Raw genomic sequence first — 14564 nt, forward strand, 5'->3', positions numbered from 1 at the left:
TTCTACTTTTTGGTGTTTTTGGGTAAACCATAACCCGCCCACGGCTTGGTGGCATCATCTACAACAAGAGTCCAATCGCAAGTAGGGCAGGTCACTGGTGCCTTAAATTCCTTCACCCCGTCGTTGGCATAATCCCCAATTTTGGTAGAAACACCATCGCGTGGATTGTACCAATAAGCCACCAATTGAGTACTTGTCAATTGCCCCAAATCTATCTTCAAAGCACGCCCTACTGGCGTATAAGCTATCAAAAAATCTTTGTTTTCGCCCATGGCTGCCATTTGATAGCCCGCATTTTCGGGGTTATCACCTTTCACAATGGCTTGGTTTGGTACGAGTTGTTGCCAAGGATGAGCTTCGTATAGTTTTTTCAAATATCCCATTTGCCACGCGCCTTCTTGGTCAAGCGCCCGGCGCCAATGCGTACGAGCAGATGAAACGGGTTTGTTGCGGTTTGGGTCAAAAAACTGCCAAACATTATGGTTGCCATAGGTATGTCCACAGCCGCCGGCCAACATCGCCCACCATGCTGCTTGGCGTACATCGTGCGAGTTGAAATAATCTTGCTCTGGTTTCCAATCTACCGGATGGTCCTCGTAGCGAGGCTCTCCGTCGAGGGTAGGTTTGACGGGAAAAAGCTGGTAATTTTGTCGCTGCATCACATAGTTTTTAGCATTTTTGGCCGAATGCCCCGACTGGTACATATTGATATTGAGCCAGTTGTCTTTATGAAAAAAGCCCGCCGAATTGCTATTTCCCATAGGGTGATAAGTGATAAGCTGCGTTGCGCCGCTACCACTTTTGATACCCTCGGCCATGGCTCTGATGATGTCAAAATGTTTTTCTGATTCTGGGCTTCGATCACCTCCTAATATCCAAATTACAGGTCTACCTTTGTAACGTTTAGCGAGCCATTCGCCATATATTTTTGCATTTTGTGGCGTAAAAATTTCGGGGCCAATCCCCCATTTTTTATTGAATTTATCTCCCCAAGTAGGCAGTAGCCCAACCATCATTCCGAGCGAAGCCGCTTTATTGATGACGTAATCGACATGCTGAAAATATAGCTCGTTGGGTTGGGTGGGGTCGTTGTTTTTGAGTGGAAGCTGCCCGTACTGGTTAGGCTGTGTAAGTCCGTCAAATTCGGCCAAAGCTACCGCTTGAATCACCGTAAAACCTTGTTCGGCTCGGCGTTTGAGGTAATAATCTGTTTCCTCTTTGGTAAGACGATGAAACAACTCCCAAGCCGTATCTCCCAACCAAAAAAAAGGTTTACCATCTCCCCGAGTAATCACTCTTTTATCAGGTACAATGTACAGTTTAGACCACTGGGCTTGTTTGGGGGCAGGTTGAGCTTGAATCCGAGAGGTCATTAGCATCAAAAAACAAATACCAAAACAAACAGCTTTCATATCAATATGAGTTAAAAAACGACAGTAAACTGTGATAAGGCTTTAGACTAATAATTGAAAAAGCGAAGGTAGGAATACTTTTACCAAAAAAGCAGTCAAAACTTGAATTTTCAGCCGCTTCAATTGGGAGATTCATAGATTGTTTTTATTCAATTTTCGTAGAGATTTAACAAACTAGCAGCTTCTCGTTCCCAATTGTACTTATTGATTACAGCTTCTTTCCCATTCCGTCCCATTTGAGACATCAAACCAGGATTTTCGATACAAGTTATCATGGTATGAGCTAGGCTATCAGCATCGTAAGCCGAAACACAAAATCCACACTTATGAGCCTCTATCACTTCCTTCAATAAAGGTAAATCTGAAGTAATGACCGGTAACCCCAAAGCCATATAATCAAACAACTTAGTAGGATAAGAATCAACATAATCACCGACGGGTTTTAACAAAACAATCCCGGCTAAGGAGGTTTTGGCGTACTCAAAAGCTTGCTTTTGCGAAACATAACCGTAAAAAGTAAGGTGGTTTTGCATGGCTTCATAATCTGACAAATCCCGAAGACTCTCCTCCGAAATACGTAAATGCCCAAATAGTCGAAGGTGGACATTTGGATACTGCAAACTGACTTTTTTGAGCGCTGCCACCATCGTGTCGAAGCCTCGTTCGAGACTAATTACTCCCGCATAAAAAAAACTAGGACTGTGGTAATATGGCTGAGGCAAGGGCCATGAAAGCCATCTCGACTCCGCAAAATTGTGAACAACCGCAAAAGGGCGTAACAGATTTTTATATTCCTGCAAATAAGCATCTTCCGTCAATACAAACTTAAAAAACCGTCTTGCTTGTTGGTCAAAATGGCGAAACATTCGCTCAAAAAACCAACCACGATTGTAAGATTTCAAAGGAATTTTTTTGTACAAATTTTCCTGTACTTCATAAATTACCTCCGCCCCTAACCAACGAAATACAAAAGCCAAAGGCAGCAATTCGGCCACAAAAATGTGAACAATCTGCGGTCGGATTTTTAGAAAATACCATAGGGCCTGTGGATGTAGCCATACCAACCGCCATAGCAATCGACGGAAATTAGCAAAAGCATGTAGGTTTAATTTTTGTGTTAGAGATAAAGAGTCGTCCGCCGAATGGGTTTTCACTAAAGCACAATACACCTCATAATGTGGCAAAAGCGCAGGTCTGATTTTGCCCATTATACGCGGGTCTATTACAGAATGAACCGTACTGAGCAGTAAGACGCGGCGACGTTTGGGAGGTGAATACATTTTGCAAATATGGGCTAATCCCCGTATTTTTGAAAAAAGTAGCTACTTTTTTCAAACCTATGACACATGAAAAATCTTCTTAAAGCCAATATTTGGCTCTTTTTTTATTTATTGGCACTCTTAACCACCGCCCAACCATCCCCCAAACTGAAACCTTATATGAATTCACCACAATCTGACAAAATTGTTGTATATCAAATCTACACTCGCCTTTTTGGCAATCTTAATAGCACCAACAAATTTTACGGCACTCGCGACGAAAATGGGGTCGGCAAATTCAATGATATTACCTCTACGGCTCTTCAAGAACTCAAAAAATTTGGCATTACTCATGCATGGTATACAGGCGTAATCGAACACGCCACGATGACCGATTATTCGGCTTATGGAATTCCAAAAGACAACCCCTATGTGGTAAAAGGAATCGCGGGTTCGCCTTATGCCATCAAAGATTACTACGATGTTGACCCTGATTTAGCGGTAGATGTGCGGCATCGGATGGCGGAGTTTGAAGCACTCATCAAACGCTCGCACGAAGCTGATTTAAAAGTCATTATTGATTTTGTTCCCAATCACGTGGCTCGTCAATACAAGTCGGATATGAAACCCGAAGGCGTCAAAGACTTCGGTCAAGAAGACCATGAGAATGAAGCATTTAATCCCCAAAACAATTTCTATTACCTTCCTCATCGGAAATTTGTTGTTCCCGACAATGTTCCGATTCCTCCTCGTATTTCCACTTTTCCCTATGAAGAGTTTCCAGCAAAAGCTACTGGAAATGACGTTTTTTCAGCCAAACCTAGTATCAACGACTGGTTTGAAACAATCAAGCTCAACTACGGCGTCGATTATCTCAATGGACGCACCCGGCACTTTGAGCCTACTCCTAGCACTTGGCTCAAAATGCGTGACATCCTGCTGTATTGGGCCGCCAAAGGTGTAGACGGATTCCGTTGTGATATGGCCGAAATGGTACCCTTTGAATTTTGGGGGTGGGTGATTCCTGAAGTCAAAAAAGTGTATCCAAAGACCATTTTCATTGCCGAAATCTACAATCCAGCCGAGTACCGCAATTACCTCTTCAATGGCAAATTTGACTACTTGTACGATAAAGTAGGGCTGTATGACTCCCTACGCCGCCTCATGGAAGGCCACGGCCATACGGGCGATATTACACGTGTCTGGCAACAAGAATCGGGAGATTTTGCCAATCGAATGCTACGCTTTTTGGAAAATCACGACGAACAACGCATTGCCTCTAAGTATTTTGCCAAAAACCCCTTTTATGCCATCCCTGCGATGGTAGTTTCGGCTACGCTTCATGGAGGGCCTCTGATGTTGTATTTTGGCCAAGAAGTGGGGGTAAATCCTACACTAGCGGAAGGATTTTCGGGCGAAGATGGCCGTACTACGATGTTTGATTATTGGGGTGTACCCGAATTTCAAGCTTGGGTAAACGACGGTAAATTTGACGGCGGTCAGCTCAACGATGATCAGAAAAAACTACGACAGTTTTATGCCGATTTACTACATCTTGTCCATACCAGCGAAGCAATTCAAAAAGGACATTTTTATGACTTACAATACGCCAACAACGGTGGCCAAAGTAGCGGATACAACGACGCCAAAATGTATACTTATCTCCGTCATACTGACCAACAGAAGCTCCTGATTGTCTGCAATTTTGATTTATATAATGGTACTCAAACCACTATCAATATCCCTGCTCATGCTTGGGAAACTATGGGGCTGTCGAACCAAGGGAAATATACATTAAAAGAAATTTTTCAATATCCCCAAACCATAAATATAAATGCTAATGAAGGCATTCCTCTTTCAATAAATGCAAATAGTGTGCGGGTTTTTGAAATAAAATAACCCCTAGCAACCATTTGGCTGATTTTAAACTACTTTCCTAGCTCAATGAGCAACATTTATCACGAAATAACACCCCTGACCGACAACGATTGCTTCATGGTATTTACTCGGATAAAAGACAAGTTCGACTTTCCGCTTCATTATCACGAAGAGTACGAACTGAATTTTATCGAAGGAGGGCAAGGCGCTAGAAGAATCGTGGGTGACAATATCGAGACCATCTCTAATTTGGAACTAGTGCTGGTAGGTTCTAATATCCCGCACGGGTGGTTTATGCACGAATGCGTCAGTAGCGAAATCCACGAAACAACGATTCAGTTTCACCGCGATCTTTTTGACGATAAGTTTTTAAAGCGCAATCAGCTCAGTTTCATCCGAACCATGCTCGAACGCTCCGCCCGTGGGATTTCGTTTCCTGAAGAAACTATTCAAAGCATTAAGCCTCGACTTCTGTCACTCCAACAAAAAAGCGGATTTGATTCGGTAATGGATCTGATGTCTCTGCTGCACGAATTATCGCTTTCGCGCCACGTCCAAACCCTAACTAGTTCTTCGTTTGTCAACGAAAATACTGCCTACAACAGCCGTCGTATCGAAAAAGCTTTTGAGTTCATGAAAGCTAATTATGAAAAAGACATTTCGCTCGAAGACATGTCCAAGATAGTCAACATGACAGAGGTAGGTTTTAGTAGATTTATGCGCAAACGAACGGGAAAAACATTTATCGACAGTCTCAATGGTATTCGCTTGGGTCATGCTTCTCGACTGCTTATTGATACGACCCTTACGATTTCGGAGGTTTCATTTAGATGTGGGTTCAACAACCTTTCTTATTTTAACCGTATCTTTAAGAAAAAGCATAAATGCACTCCCAAGGAATTCCGCGAGAATTATTCTGGCACCCGTACTTTTGTTTAAAAACAGCTTTATCAATCTTCTAACAATAGTCGATATGTATCCCAAAAAACTTTCTTTTTTGTTGTTTTTGGCTGTCAGTATAGTGGCAGAAGCACAAACGTCCCTTACCCCCGACCAGCTCTGGAAGCTAGGAAGAGTAAGTGGGCGAGGTATTTCAAAGGATAGTAAATATGTGGTTTATAGCGTTAGCACACCCAACATCGAGACCGACAAAAGCAGCAGTAAAACCTACATCATCCCAATCAACGGTGGTACACCAACCGAAATCAAAAACGCTGACAGTCTGCTTGCCAACACCAAAATATCGCCTGATGGCAAATACAAAATCAGCAGCGAAGAAGTAAAAATCAAAAAAATAAGCGGCAGTGATTTTTATCCTGACCTACCCAAAAGCAATGTCCTCATTTATGACCAACTCAACTATCGCCACTGGGATGAGTGGGAAGACGGGAAGTTTGGACACGTAATGCTTACCCCCATCAACGGAGACCCTGCCAAAGACCTGATGCAAGGAGAACCCTATGATTGTCCTCAAAAACCTTTTGGAGGCGATGAAGATTTTGTCTGGAGTACTGATGGTAAAAAAGTAGTGTACGTTGCCAAGAAAAAATTTGGTACACCTTATGCCATTAGTACCAATACCGACTTGTATGCTTATGATATTGCGACCGGAACCACCACCAATCTCACCGAAGAAAACAAGGGCTACGACATCAACCCCACTTTCAATCAGCATGGGCAAATGGCGTGGCTACAAATGAAACGAGACGGGTATGAATCTGACAAACAAGACCTTATCGTGAGCAATGGCACTACCAAAATGAACCTCACAGCGCAAAGGGACGATATTCATGTCGAAAGCTATACGTGGAATGAAGATGGGCGAAGCCTCTTTTTTATCGCCCCCACCAATGGTACATTGCAGTTATTTAAAGTGACTTATCCGGGCCTCACCAAAATGATGCCGATGATTTCGCAGATTACCAAAGGAGACTTTGACGTTAGTGCTATCGTAGGGCAAAGCGGTAATACCCTCATCGTGAGTCGTAGTGATATGAACCACGCAGCCGAACTCTACAGCGTCAATCTTACGGATGGACAATTGACCCAACTCACCCATGTCAACGACGACACCTACTCCAAACTAAGTATGTGTAAAACTGAACGTCGTTTTGTCAAAACTGTTGATGGCAAAAACATGCTAGTATGGGTGATTTATCCACCCAACTTTGACCCTAAACAAAAATACCCCGCTTTGCTTTATTGTCAGGGTGGTCCGCAAAGCCCCCTTACGCAGTTTTACTCTTTCCGTTGGAATTTTCAACTAATGGCTTCGCAAGGATACATAGTGGTAGCTCCCAATCGGCGTGGAATGCCAGGCCACGGTACGCGCTGGAACGAACAAATTAGCAAAGACCACGGTGGTATTGTGATGCAAGATTATCTGAGTGCTATCGACAATGTAAGCAAAGAAGTTTTTGTTGATAAAAATCGTCTAGGATGCGTGGGAGCAAGCTATGGAGGCTATTCGGCATTTATGCTGGCGGGCATGCACCAAAAACGCTTCAAGACTTTTATCGCCCACGATGGCATCTTTGATTTTCGCTCTATGTATGGAAGCACCGAAGAAGTGTGGTTTCCGGATTGGGATTATGGTGGTGCTTATTGGGATACAAAAAACCTAGCTGCCCAAAAATCTTACCGTGAATTTTCTCCTAGCAATTTTGTAGCAAAATGGGACGCTCCTATTTTGATTTTTCAGGGAGGTAAAGACTATCGCGTACCACTCGAACAAAGCCTACAAGCTTTCCAAGCCGCCCAACTCAGAGGTATTAAGAGCCGACTCGTGGTATTGCTTGACGAAAATCACTGGGTACTGCACGCTCAAAATGCGCAGGTTTGGCAACGTGAATTTTTCAAGTGGCTTAAAGAAACATTGTAATTCTCTTTCTAATAATAAAAAAGAAGACCTTCCAAGTTCTGAAAACTTGGAAGGTCTCTAAAAAATTTTATCTCACTCTAGAATGCCACAGGAATTACTACATTTTCGGATATTTTTCTTTCAAAGGTCTTAGCAGATACTCCAACCCATTGAGTTTGATTTCGTACATAGTAGCAAGCAAAACGCCTAGTTTTCCCTGTGGAAAGCCATTTTTATAAAACCACACCAAATACGGCTCAGGCAAATCGCACAACAACACGCCTTTGTACTTGCCAAATGGCATCGGTATCTTCACCAATTCCTCCAGTAATTGAGGATTGAAATCACTCATTTTTGTCAAAATTTATTGTCCAGGATGATAAGTTCGTTCTGCATTCTTCAGAACATCTTCTTTGTAAAACAATACCTCTTTAAATTTCCCTTTGGCATACATCTCACTTTGGTCGTTGAAATGTTTTGAAGCAGGGTCGCCGCTTTCTCCACCTGCCAACAGTGACTTAGCTTTGATACGTGGACCAAATTCTATCGCACAAATGAAACTATTTCCACTCACTCCGTAGCGTTTTTGTGTACCAGCATACGGACGACTATTGTAAGAGGGAAGCATCCCCCACATAGCCGAAGCAAAACCCACCGGAATACTCGGCTGATTGTCATCGTATTTGCTCTGAATATCTCCCGTTAATCTTTGAAAACGATTGATTTCCCCCCAAGGCATGTTCCATTTTCCAAAGCGCGTTTTGAGTTCACCAAGTGTCGTAACAAAAGGCGTAATCAACTGAGAAGGTGTAGCCGAAGCCACAAAGCGTTTGGTATTTTGTACTTGATCGGCTTCACCTTCGTTGATGTATAGCCGCATGATGGTAGGGGTCAATTTTTGTGCCCATTCGATAGCCAAAGTTGCCGCTATGGATTGTTCAGAAGTATGATAATCCCACTTTCTTAATATATCCATCGGCGCAGCCAACTGCGCATACAGCGAATCTGTCGGTTTTATACTTTGGTCAAAAGCTTTTACAAGGGCAGGAATCAATACCTCAAAAGCCGACAAATAGGTATCATAGCCCGCTTCAATGACTTTGTCGATAGTATAACCCGACCCCGCACTCAATACGCGCACCGCATTTACGCCACGGAAGTTTTCACCGTCAGGAGCCATATAGGCTGGATAATCCGATTTTTTGGGGCTATTTTCACCGGCGGCAGTATAAGGCGTCGAATTGCAGTTTTGTAACCATCCGTTGGCAGGATTATAAATATGCACCGTCTCATCCACCGAATGTAGTCCTTTCCACTCGGTAGTAGCTACACTCCCATCCATTACTTTCGACCAATTCATGCTTTTGTCGCGTACGGGTACGTAGTTTCCGTGCCAATAGGCGATGTTTCCTTTATTATCAGCAAAAACCGTACTGTTGGAAGTATTTGCTTTCAAATCCATCACTTTTTTGTAATCATCAAATCCTTTTGCTTTGGTGCGTTGCCAGCTTTGTATCAAGCTCGTCAGGGAGCGATTAAACGAACGGAGGCTTACCCATTTGCCATCTCTTTTGGCCATAATCGGCCCATGATGCGTATAGTATATTGTAAAAGTTTTAGACTTCAACACCGTTCCGTCTAAGTATTTAATTGTGATTTGCTTTTCCGTAACAGGTTTTAATTTTTGCTCGTATTCATAAAAAAACGTATTGCCTTTTTTAACAACCTTTTCGGCATACATATCTGCTACATCTACGTTGCAAGAAGTGTGCATCCAACCACAATATTGGTTAAAACCCTGATAGACAAAAAATTGCCCCCATGTCACTGCTCCATAGGCATGCAAGCCTTCTTCGCTTACGACTTGTACCTCAGGACGGAAATAAAACGTAACGTGTGGATTGATGTACAAAATGGCATTGCCTGAGGCTGTTTTGGAAGGCGCGAACGCAAAGCCGTTAGAACCTGTTTGATACTCTGGGTCTTTGGGTTCGGGAATCGCTGCCGTAGCCTCACCCGAATAAAAATTTTTGAGGTCGGTCACCGTCAAGTCAGCCGTACTAATAGCCCCAATACTCCCGTCGGTCCAAAGTAATGGATACCAAGGTTGAAACTTTGTCAAGAGACGGGGTTTTATTTGCGGATTTTTGTGCAAAAAGAAATTGATACCATCGGCGTACGCGTTCAATAGTTTTTTGAGCCAAGGAGCTGCTTTTTTGTAGTCTGCTATGGCCTCAGTAGTATCGATAAGTAGCCTGATTTGCAAATCGTTGTACAAGTCTTTTTCTCCATTTAGCTCTGAGAGTCGGCCTAATTTTTCGATATAGTTGAGTTCTACCCGTTTAAAATCATCTTCACATTGAGCATACAAAAGTCCAAAAACCGCATCGGCGTCGCTTTTGCCATAAATATGCGGAATACCCCAATTATCGCGCACAATAGTGACCCGATTGGCTTGTTGCTGGTATCGAGTGAGTTCAGCGGTGGTAAAACGCTGCCCCCATACAAAAGTAGGCAGGAGACACAGTAAGAAGAGTTGTTTCATAGGTAGAAAAAAGGATGAGGATGTTTGTAGATGAATAATTTTTAATGATTGCCACGATTATTTGTAGCTTTAGCAAACTTATCAATTACGCCGACAAGCTCAAAACTAAATTTCAACTCAATTTTAGTATGGCTGCCAATCCTTATCCTTTTGAAGGGCTTTCTGACAATGAAGTGGTAGTTTCTCGTCAAAAAAATGGTGACAATTCTCTCCAAAAAAACACCAACAATGCTTGGCTAGGCTCACTCAAAGATGCCGTCACAGAGCCGATGTTTTTATTGTTGGTAGCCTGCACTGTCATTTATTTTTCGTTGGGCGAAACATCCGAAGGTTTTTTCATGCTAGGGGCCATTGTGCTAGTATCCACGATTTCGTTTTACCAAGATTCGCGTAGCAAAAAAGCATTGGAAGCACTTAAAAGCTTTTCGCAAGCAGCGGCCAACGTGATTCGCAACAATCAACTCGCTGAAATCTCTGTCGATGAGGTAGTGGTGGGCGATTATGTAGTGGTCTCGGAAGGTGAGCTTGTGCCTGCCGATGGGAAAGTAAAACAAATCAATGACTTCTCTATCAATGAATCTCTTCTCACGGGCGAAGCATTTGCGATTCATAAAGAACTCAATACAGCCGATAATAGCGAAGTATATCGAGGCTCATTGGTGCAGTCGGGTCAATGTATATTTGAAGTAACAGCCGTTGGAGTCCACACCAAGCTAGGTCAAATTGGCAAGTCTCTTCAAGAAATTGAAACCGAAAAAACACCCCTTCAATTACAAATCGAAAACTTCGTCAAAAAAATGGCGGCCGTGGGCATAGTAGTTTTCCTGTTGATTTGGGGGATTAATTATTTCCAATCGCGCGATATTTTGGCAAGCTTACTCAAAGGGCTTACCATTGCAATGTCGGTATTGCCCGAAGAAATCCCCGTGGCTTTTGCCACTTTTATGGCTTTGGGGGCGTGGCGGTTGATGCAGCAAGGGGTGATTGTGAAACAAACCCAAACTGTCGAGGCGCTCGGTTCGGCGACTGTCATTTGTACCGACAAAACGGGCACTATCACCGAAAACAAAATGGAGCTTCATCGGATTTATGTGTTTGAAACTGACCAAACTCTTGCTCCTCAACAATGGCACGAAGCGGCGGCCCAACGGCTTATCGCTACCGCGATGTGGGCCAGCGAACCCGTACCTTTTGACCCTATGGAGAAGGCACTTCACGAAATCTATCAACGATTGGCCTCCGTCGACGAGCGCCCTCTTTACAAATTTATCCATGAATATCCCCTTTCGGGCAAGCCTCCTATGATGACTCATATCTTTGAAAATGAGGCTCATCAACGCATCGTCGCTTGCAAAGGAGCCCCCGAAGGGATTATCCAACTCGCGCAGCTTTCTGAAAAGGAGCAGTCACATTGTCGTCAGAAAATAGCCACCCTAGCCTCTGATGGTCTCCGAGTACTAGGCGTAGGCATTGCCTCTTATGACGGCGAAGTTTTTCCCGAAGAACAACAAGATTTTTCGTTCAAATTTTTAGGATTGGTTGGTTTTTATGACCCTCCTAAACCCAACATTGGGCATGTTTTCAAGCAATTTTATGATGCCGGAATTCAGGTCAAAATCATCACAGGCGACAACTCCCTCACTACGGCGGCTATTGCCAAGCAAGCGCATTTTCGCAGTTCCACGCCCCCGATTACCGGGCAAGAACTTCTCCAACTAGATGCCGACACACAAGCCCGTAAGATTGCCGAAACGAGCATTTTTACGCGTATGTTTCCAGAAGTCAAACTAAAGATTATCAACACCTTAAAAACCCAACACCAAATAGTAGGTATGACAGGCGACGGAGTCAATGATGGGCCAGCGCTCAAGGCGGCCCACATCGGCATTGCTATGGGTAAGCGCGGCTCCGAGATTGCCAAGCAAGCTTCCTCGCTGATTTTAATGGACGATGATTTCGGAAAAATGGTGGATGCCGTAGCCATGGGTCGAAAAATTTATAATAACCTCAAAAAAGCCATTCAGTATATTATCTCCATTCATATTCCTATCATTTTGACAGTGGCTATTCCGCTGATTTTGGGGTGGGCCTATCCCGCGATTTTCACGCCCGTTCATGTTATTTTTTTGGAACTCATCATGGGGCCAACTTGCTCGATTGTTTATGAAAACGAGCCTCTTGAAAAAAACAGCATGCGCCAACCACCCCGCCCCCTTACTGATACGTTTTTGAGCCTTAAAGAATTATCTATCAGCATCATACAAGGGTTCATCATTACCCTTGGCACTTTGATGGCTTACCAATATGCCCTTCATCAGGGTTATGATGAACCCCTTACTCGTACAATAGTTTTTACGACTTTGGTAATCGCCAATGTATTTTTGACCTTGGTCAATCGCTCCTTTCGTGAATCGCTCTTGACGAGTTTTCAGTACAAAAACAACCTCTTACTAGGCATTATTTTATTGACCGTGCTGATGCTGTTTGCTTTGATTTATATACCATTGTTTGCTGATTTTTTCCAGTTATCTCCTTTGTCTAGCAAAGACTTTGGTATCTCTTCGGCGATTGGTTTTTTGGCCACAGTATGGTTTGAAATCTACAAATGGCAAAAAAGACAAAAAGCCGATAAACCTACACCCCACTCAATATCTTAAAATCCACTTTTTGATTGGGGACAAACTTTAGGTATTTTGTGTTTAAGAAGTATTCATTTAAGATAAAAATCAGGAGCAACCACCGATATGTCTGTTTTTGACGCCAAAGCCGAGTTAGCCAAAATCCCCTCTGAACCAGGAGTTTACCGTTATTTTAGCGAAGAAGAAGAAATTATTTACGTAGGAAAAGCCAAAAATCTCCGCAATCGGGTAAGTAGTTATTTTATCAAAAATCACCCCGACCGCAAAACCCGCCGCTTGGTAAGTCAGATTAGGCGTATCGAATATACCATTGTTCATACAGAATTTGACGCTTTATTGCTCGAAAATCAGCTCATCAAAAAATACCAGCCGCGCTTCAATATTCTCTTGCGCGACGATAAATCTTATCCTTTTATCAAGGTCTTTAACGAACCTTTTCCGCGCGTTGAAAGTACTCGGAGGGTAGAGAAAAAGACGGGTACTTTTTATGGCCCTTTTGCCAACGTAAAGGGTATGTATCATCTGCTTGATATGTTTCGCGAATTGTATACTTTGCGGACTTGCTCCCTCAACCTTACCCCCCAAAATATCGAAGATGGCAAGTTTAAGGTCTGCATGGAATACCACCTCAAACGCTGCAAAGGCCCCTGCGAAGGCAAACAACCACGCGAAGAATACGAAGAAGAAATCGCCCAGATTCATCAAATATTGAAAGGGCAACTCACTATTCCGCAGCAGTATTTCAAAAAAAATATGATGGAAGCTGCCGAAAAATTGGAGTTTGAGAAGGCTCACCAATGGAAGCAAAAGCTCGAAACCTTACAAAATTTCCAAGCCAAATCGACGGTAGTAAATCCCAAAATTGGCAATGTGGACATCATAGCGATTGCCTCGGACGAAGAAGCGGCCTACGTCAATTATCTCAAAATCGTCAATGGCTATATCAACGGTGCCCAAACCCTCGAAATCAAGAAAAAACTCGACGAAACCGACGAGGAAATCTTGGCACTCGTGCTTTTTGAAATGCGCACCACCTTTGAAAGCGACGCCAAAGAAATCATTTCCAATATCGATATCAGCGTAGATTTTAAAGCCGAAATCACCATTCCCAAAATTGGTGATAAACGGAGTTTGCTGGATATGGCGCTCAAAAACGTTCATTTTTTCCGTAAAGAAAAAGCCGAACGCAAGCTCATCGAAGCAAGTGCCACTACCAATCGCCGCGACCGTGTTTTGATTAAACTCAAAGCTGATTTACAACTTAAAAGCCTCCCACGGCATATCGAATGTTTTGACAACTCCAATATCCAAGGCACTAATCCCGTAGCGGCGATGGTGTGTTTTAAAGAAGGGCGACCTTCTAAGAAAGATTATCGACATTTTACCATCAAAACCGTAGTAGGGCCTAATGACTTTGCGAGTATGCACGAAGTAGTGACGCGGCGCTATACACGCTTACTCGAAGAGCAAGCCGAGCTCCCCGATTTGATTGTCATAGATGGTGGCAAAGGCCAATTGAGTGCCGCTTGCGATGCGCTCAAGGGCATTGGGCTATACGGCAAAATACCTATCGTAGGGATTGCCAAGCGCCTCGAAGAAATCTACTTTCCCGAAGATACTCTGCCGCTTTATATCGACAAAAAATCAGAATCACTGCGGCTTATTCAACAAATCCGCGACGAAGCGCACCGCTTTGCCATCACTTATCACCGCGACAAGCGGAGTAGAGCGGCGATTGTGAGCGAATTAGAAAACATAGAGGGAATCGGCAAAAAAACTGCCGCCAACCTCCTCAAAGAATTTAGAAGCGTAAAGGCTATTCGCGAGGCAGAAGAAGAAAAAATTGCGGAGTTTGTAGGAAAAGACAAAGCCCACAAAGTCAAAGAATATTTTGCCAATATAGAGCAGTAATTTTGAAATATACTTGGCAAGTTTAAGCATCCAACCAATAAAACTTGCCAAGTTTTCTTC

The 14564-nt window shown here is 43.3% G+C and carries 9 protein-coding genes; 5 read left to right on the forward strand and 4 right to left on the reverse strand.

Annotated elements, in window-relative coordinates; all coding sequences use genetic code 11:
• Positions 1-2: 2 nt before the first annotated feature.
• Positions 3-1412 carry a glycoside hydrolase family 140 protein gene (locus G563_RS35405; RefSeq protein ID WP_211235296.1) on the reverse strand — a complete coding sequence of 470 codons (1410 nt, stop codon included), beginning with the start codon at positions 1410-1412 and terminating at the stop codon, positions 3-5.
• Positions 1413-1561: 149 nt separating this feature from the next.
• Positions 1562-2692 (reverse strand): glycosyltransferase, encoded by a 1131-nt coding sequence (locus G563_RS0120355; protein ID WP_028666931.1) that lies wholly within the window; start codon positions 2690-2692, stop codon positions 1562-1564.
• A gap of 159 nt (positions 2693-2851) precedes the next feature.
• On the opposite strand from G563_RS0120355, the gene G563_RS0120360 reads away from it, so the two are divergent.
• From G563_RS0120360 to G563_RS0120370, 3 genes are read left to right on the forward strand one after another with little or no spacing between them, the layout of a single operon-like run.
• A complete protein-coding gene (locus G563_RS0120360) occupies positions 2852-4570 on the forward strand; it encodes an alpha-amylase family protein (protein ID WP_028666932.1) in 1719 nt (572 codons plus the stop codon).
• Between the two features lie 45 nt (positions 4571-4615).
• A complete protein-coding gene (locus tag G563_RS0120365; RefSeq protein WP_028666933.1) occupies positions 4616-5488 on the forward strand; it encodes a helix-turn-helix domain-containing protein in 873 nt (290 codons plus the stop codon).
• 34 nt (positions 5489-5522) lie between these two features.
• Complete coding sequence (locus G563_RS0120370) at positions 5523-7430, forward strand: S9 family peptidase (RefSeq protein WP_037327590.1); 1908 nt, start codon at positions 5523-5525, stop codon at positions 7428-7430.
• 97 nt (positions 7431-7527) lie between these two features.
• Here G563_RS0120370 and G563_RS0120375 read toward each other — a convergent pair whose 3' ends face one another.
• Both G563_RS0120375 and G563_RS0120380 read right to left on the reverse strand, forming a co-directional pair.
• Positions 7528-7761, reverse strand: coding sequence for a DUF3820 family protein (locus G563_RS0120375; protein WP_028666935.1), 234 nt, complete (start codon positions 7759-7761; stop codon positions 7528-7530).
• Positions 7762-7773: 12 nt separating this feature from the next.
• Positions 7774-9954: a penicillin acylase family protein gene (locus tag G563_RS0120380; protein WP_028666936.1), complete on the reverse strand. Its 2181-nt coding sequence runs from the start codon at positions 9952-9954 to the stop codon at positions 7774-7776.
• 44 nt (positions 9955-9998) lie between these two features.
• Between G563_RS0120380 and G563_RS0120385 the strand changes: the two genes are divergently transcribed.
• Both G563_RS0120385 and uvrC read left to right on the forward strand, forming a co-directional pair.
• Positions 9999-12611: a cation-translocating P-type ATPase gene (locus G563_RS0120385; RefSeq protein WP_310586562.1), complete on the forward strand. Its 2613-nt coding sequence runs from the start codon at positions 9999-10001 to the stop codon at positions 12609-12611.
• Between the two features lie 87 nt (positions 12612-12698).
• Positions 12699-14504, forward strand: a complete 1806-nt coding sequence (uvrC, locus tag G563_RS0120390; RefSeq protein WP_028666938.1) for an excinuclease ABC subunit UvrC — start codon at positions 12699-12701, stop codon at positions 14502-14504.
• The last annotated feature ends 60 nt before the right edge of the window (positions 14505-14564 follow it).

This window comes from Runella zeae DSM 19591 (assembly GCF_000423565.1).
GTDB lineage: Bacteria > Bacteroidota > Bacteroidia > Cytophagales > Spirosomataceae > Runella > Runella zeae.

Bases quoted from the DNA above. Each gene is read 5' to 3' on its own strand.
- G563_RS0120360 (WP_028666932.1), top strand. From the start codon at position 2,852: ATGAATTCACCACAATCTGACAAAATTGTTGTATATCAAATCTACACT.
- uvrC (WP_028666938.1), top strand. From the start codon at position 12,699: ATGTCTGTTTTTGACGCCAAAGCCGAGTTAGCCAAAATCCCCTCTGAA.
- G563_RS0120355 (WP_028666931.1), bottom strand. From the start codon at position 2,692: ATGTATTCACCTCCCAAACGTCGCCGCGTCTTACTGCTCAGTACGGTT.
- G563_RS0120380 (WP_028666936.1), bottom strand. From the start codon at position 9,954: ATGAAACAACTCTTCTTACTGTGTCTCCTGCCTACTTTTGTATGGGGG.
- G563_RS35405 (WP_211235296.1), bottom strand. From the start codon at position 1,412: ATGAAAGCTGTTTGTTTTGGTATTTGTTTTTTGATGCTAATGACCTCT.
- G563_RS0120370 (WP_037327590.1), top strand. From the start codon at position 5,523: ATGTATCCCAAAAAACTTTCTTTTTTGTTGTTTTTGGCTGTCAGTATA.
- G563_RS0120375 (WP_028666935.1), bottom strand. From the start codon at position 7,761: ATGAGTGATTTCAATCCTCAATTACTGGAGGAATTGGTGAAGATACCG.
- G563_RS0120365 (WP_028666933.1), top strand. From the start codon at position 4,616: ATGAGCAACATTTATCACGAAATAACACCCCTGACCGACAACGATTGC.
- G563_RS0120385 (WP_310586562.1), top strand. From the start codon at position 9,999: ATGATTGCCACGATTATTTGTAGCTTTAGCAAACTTATCAATTACGCC.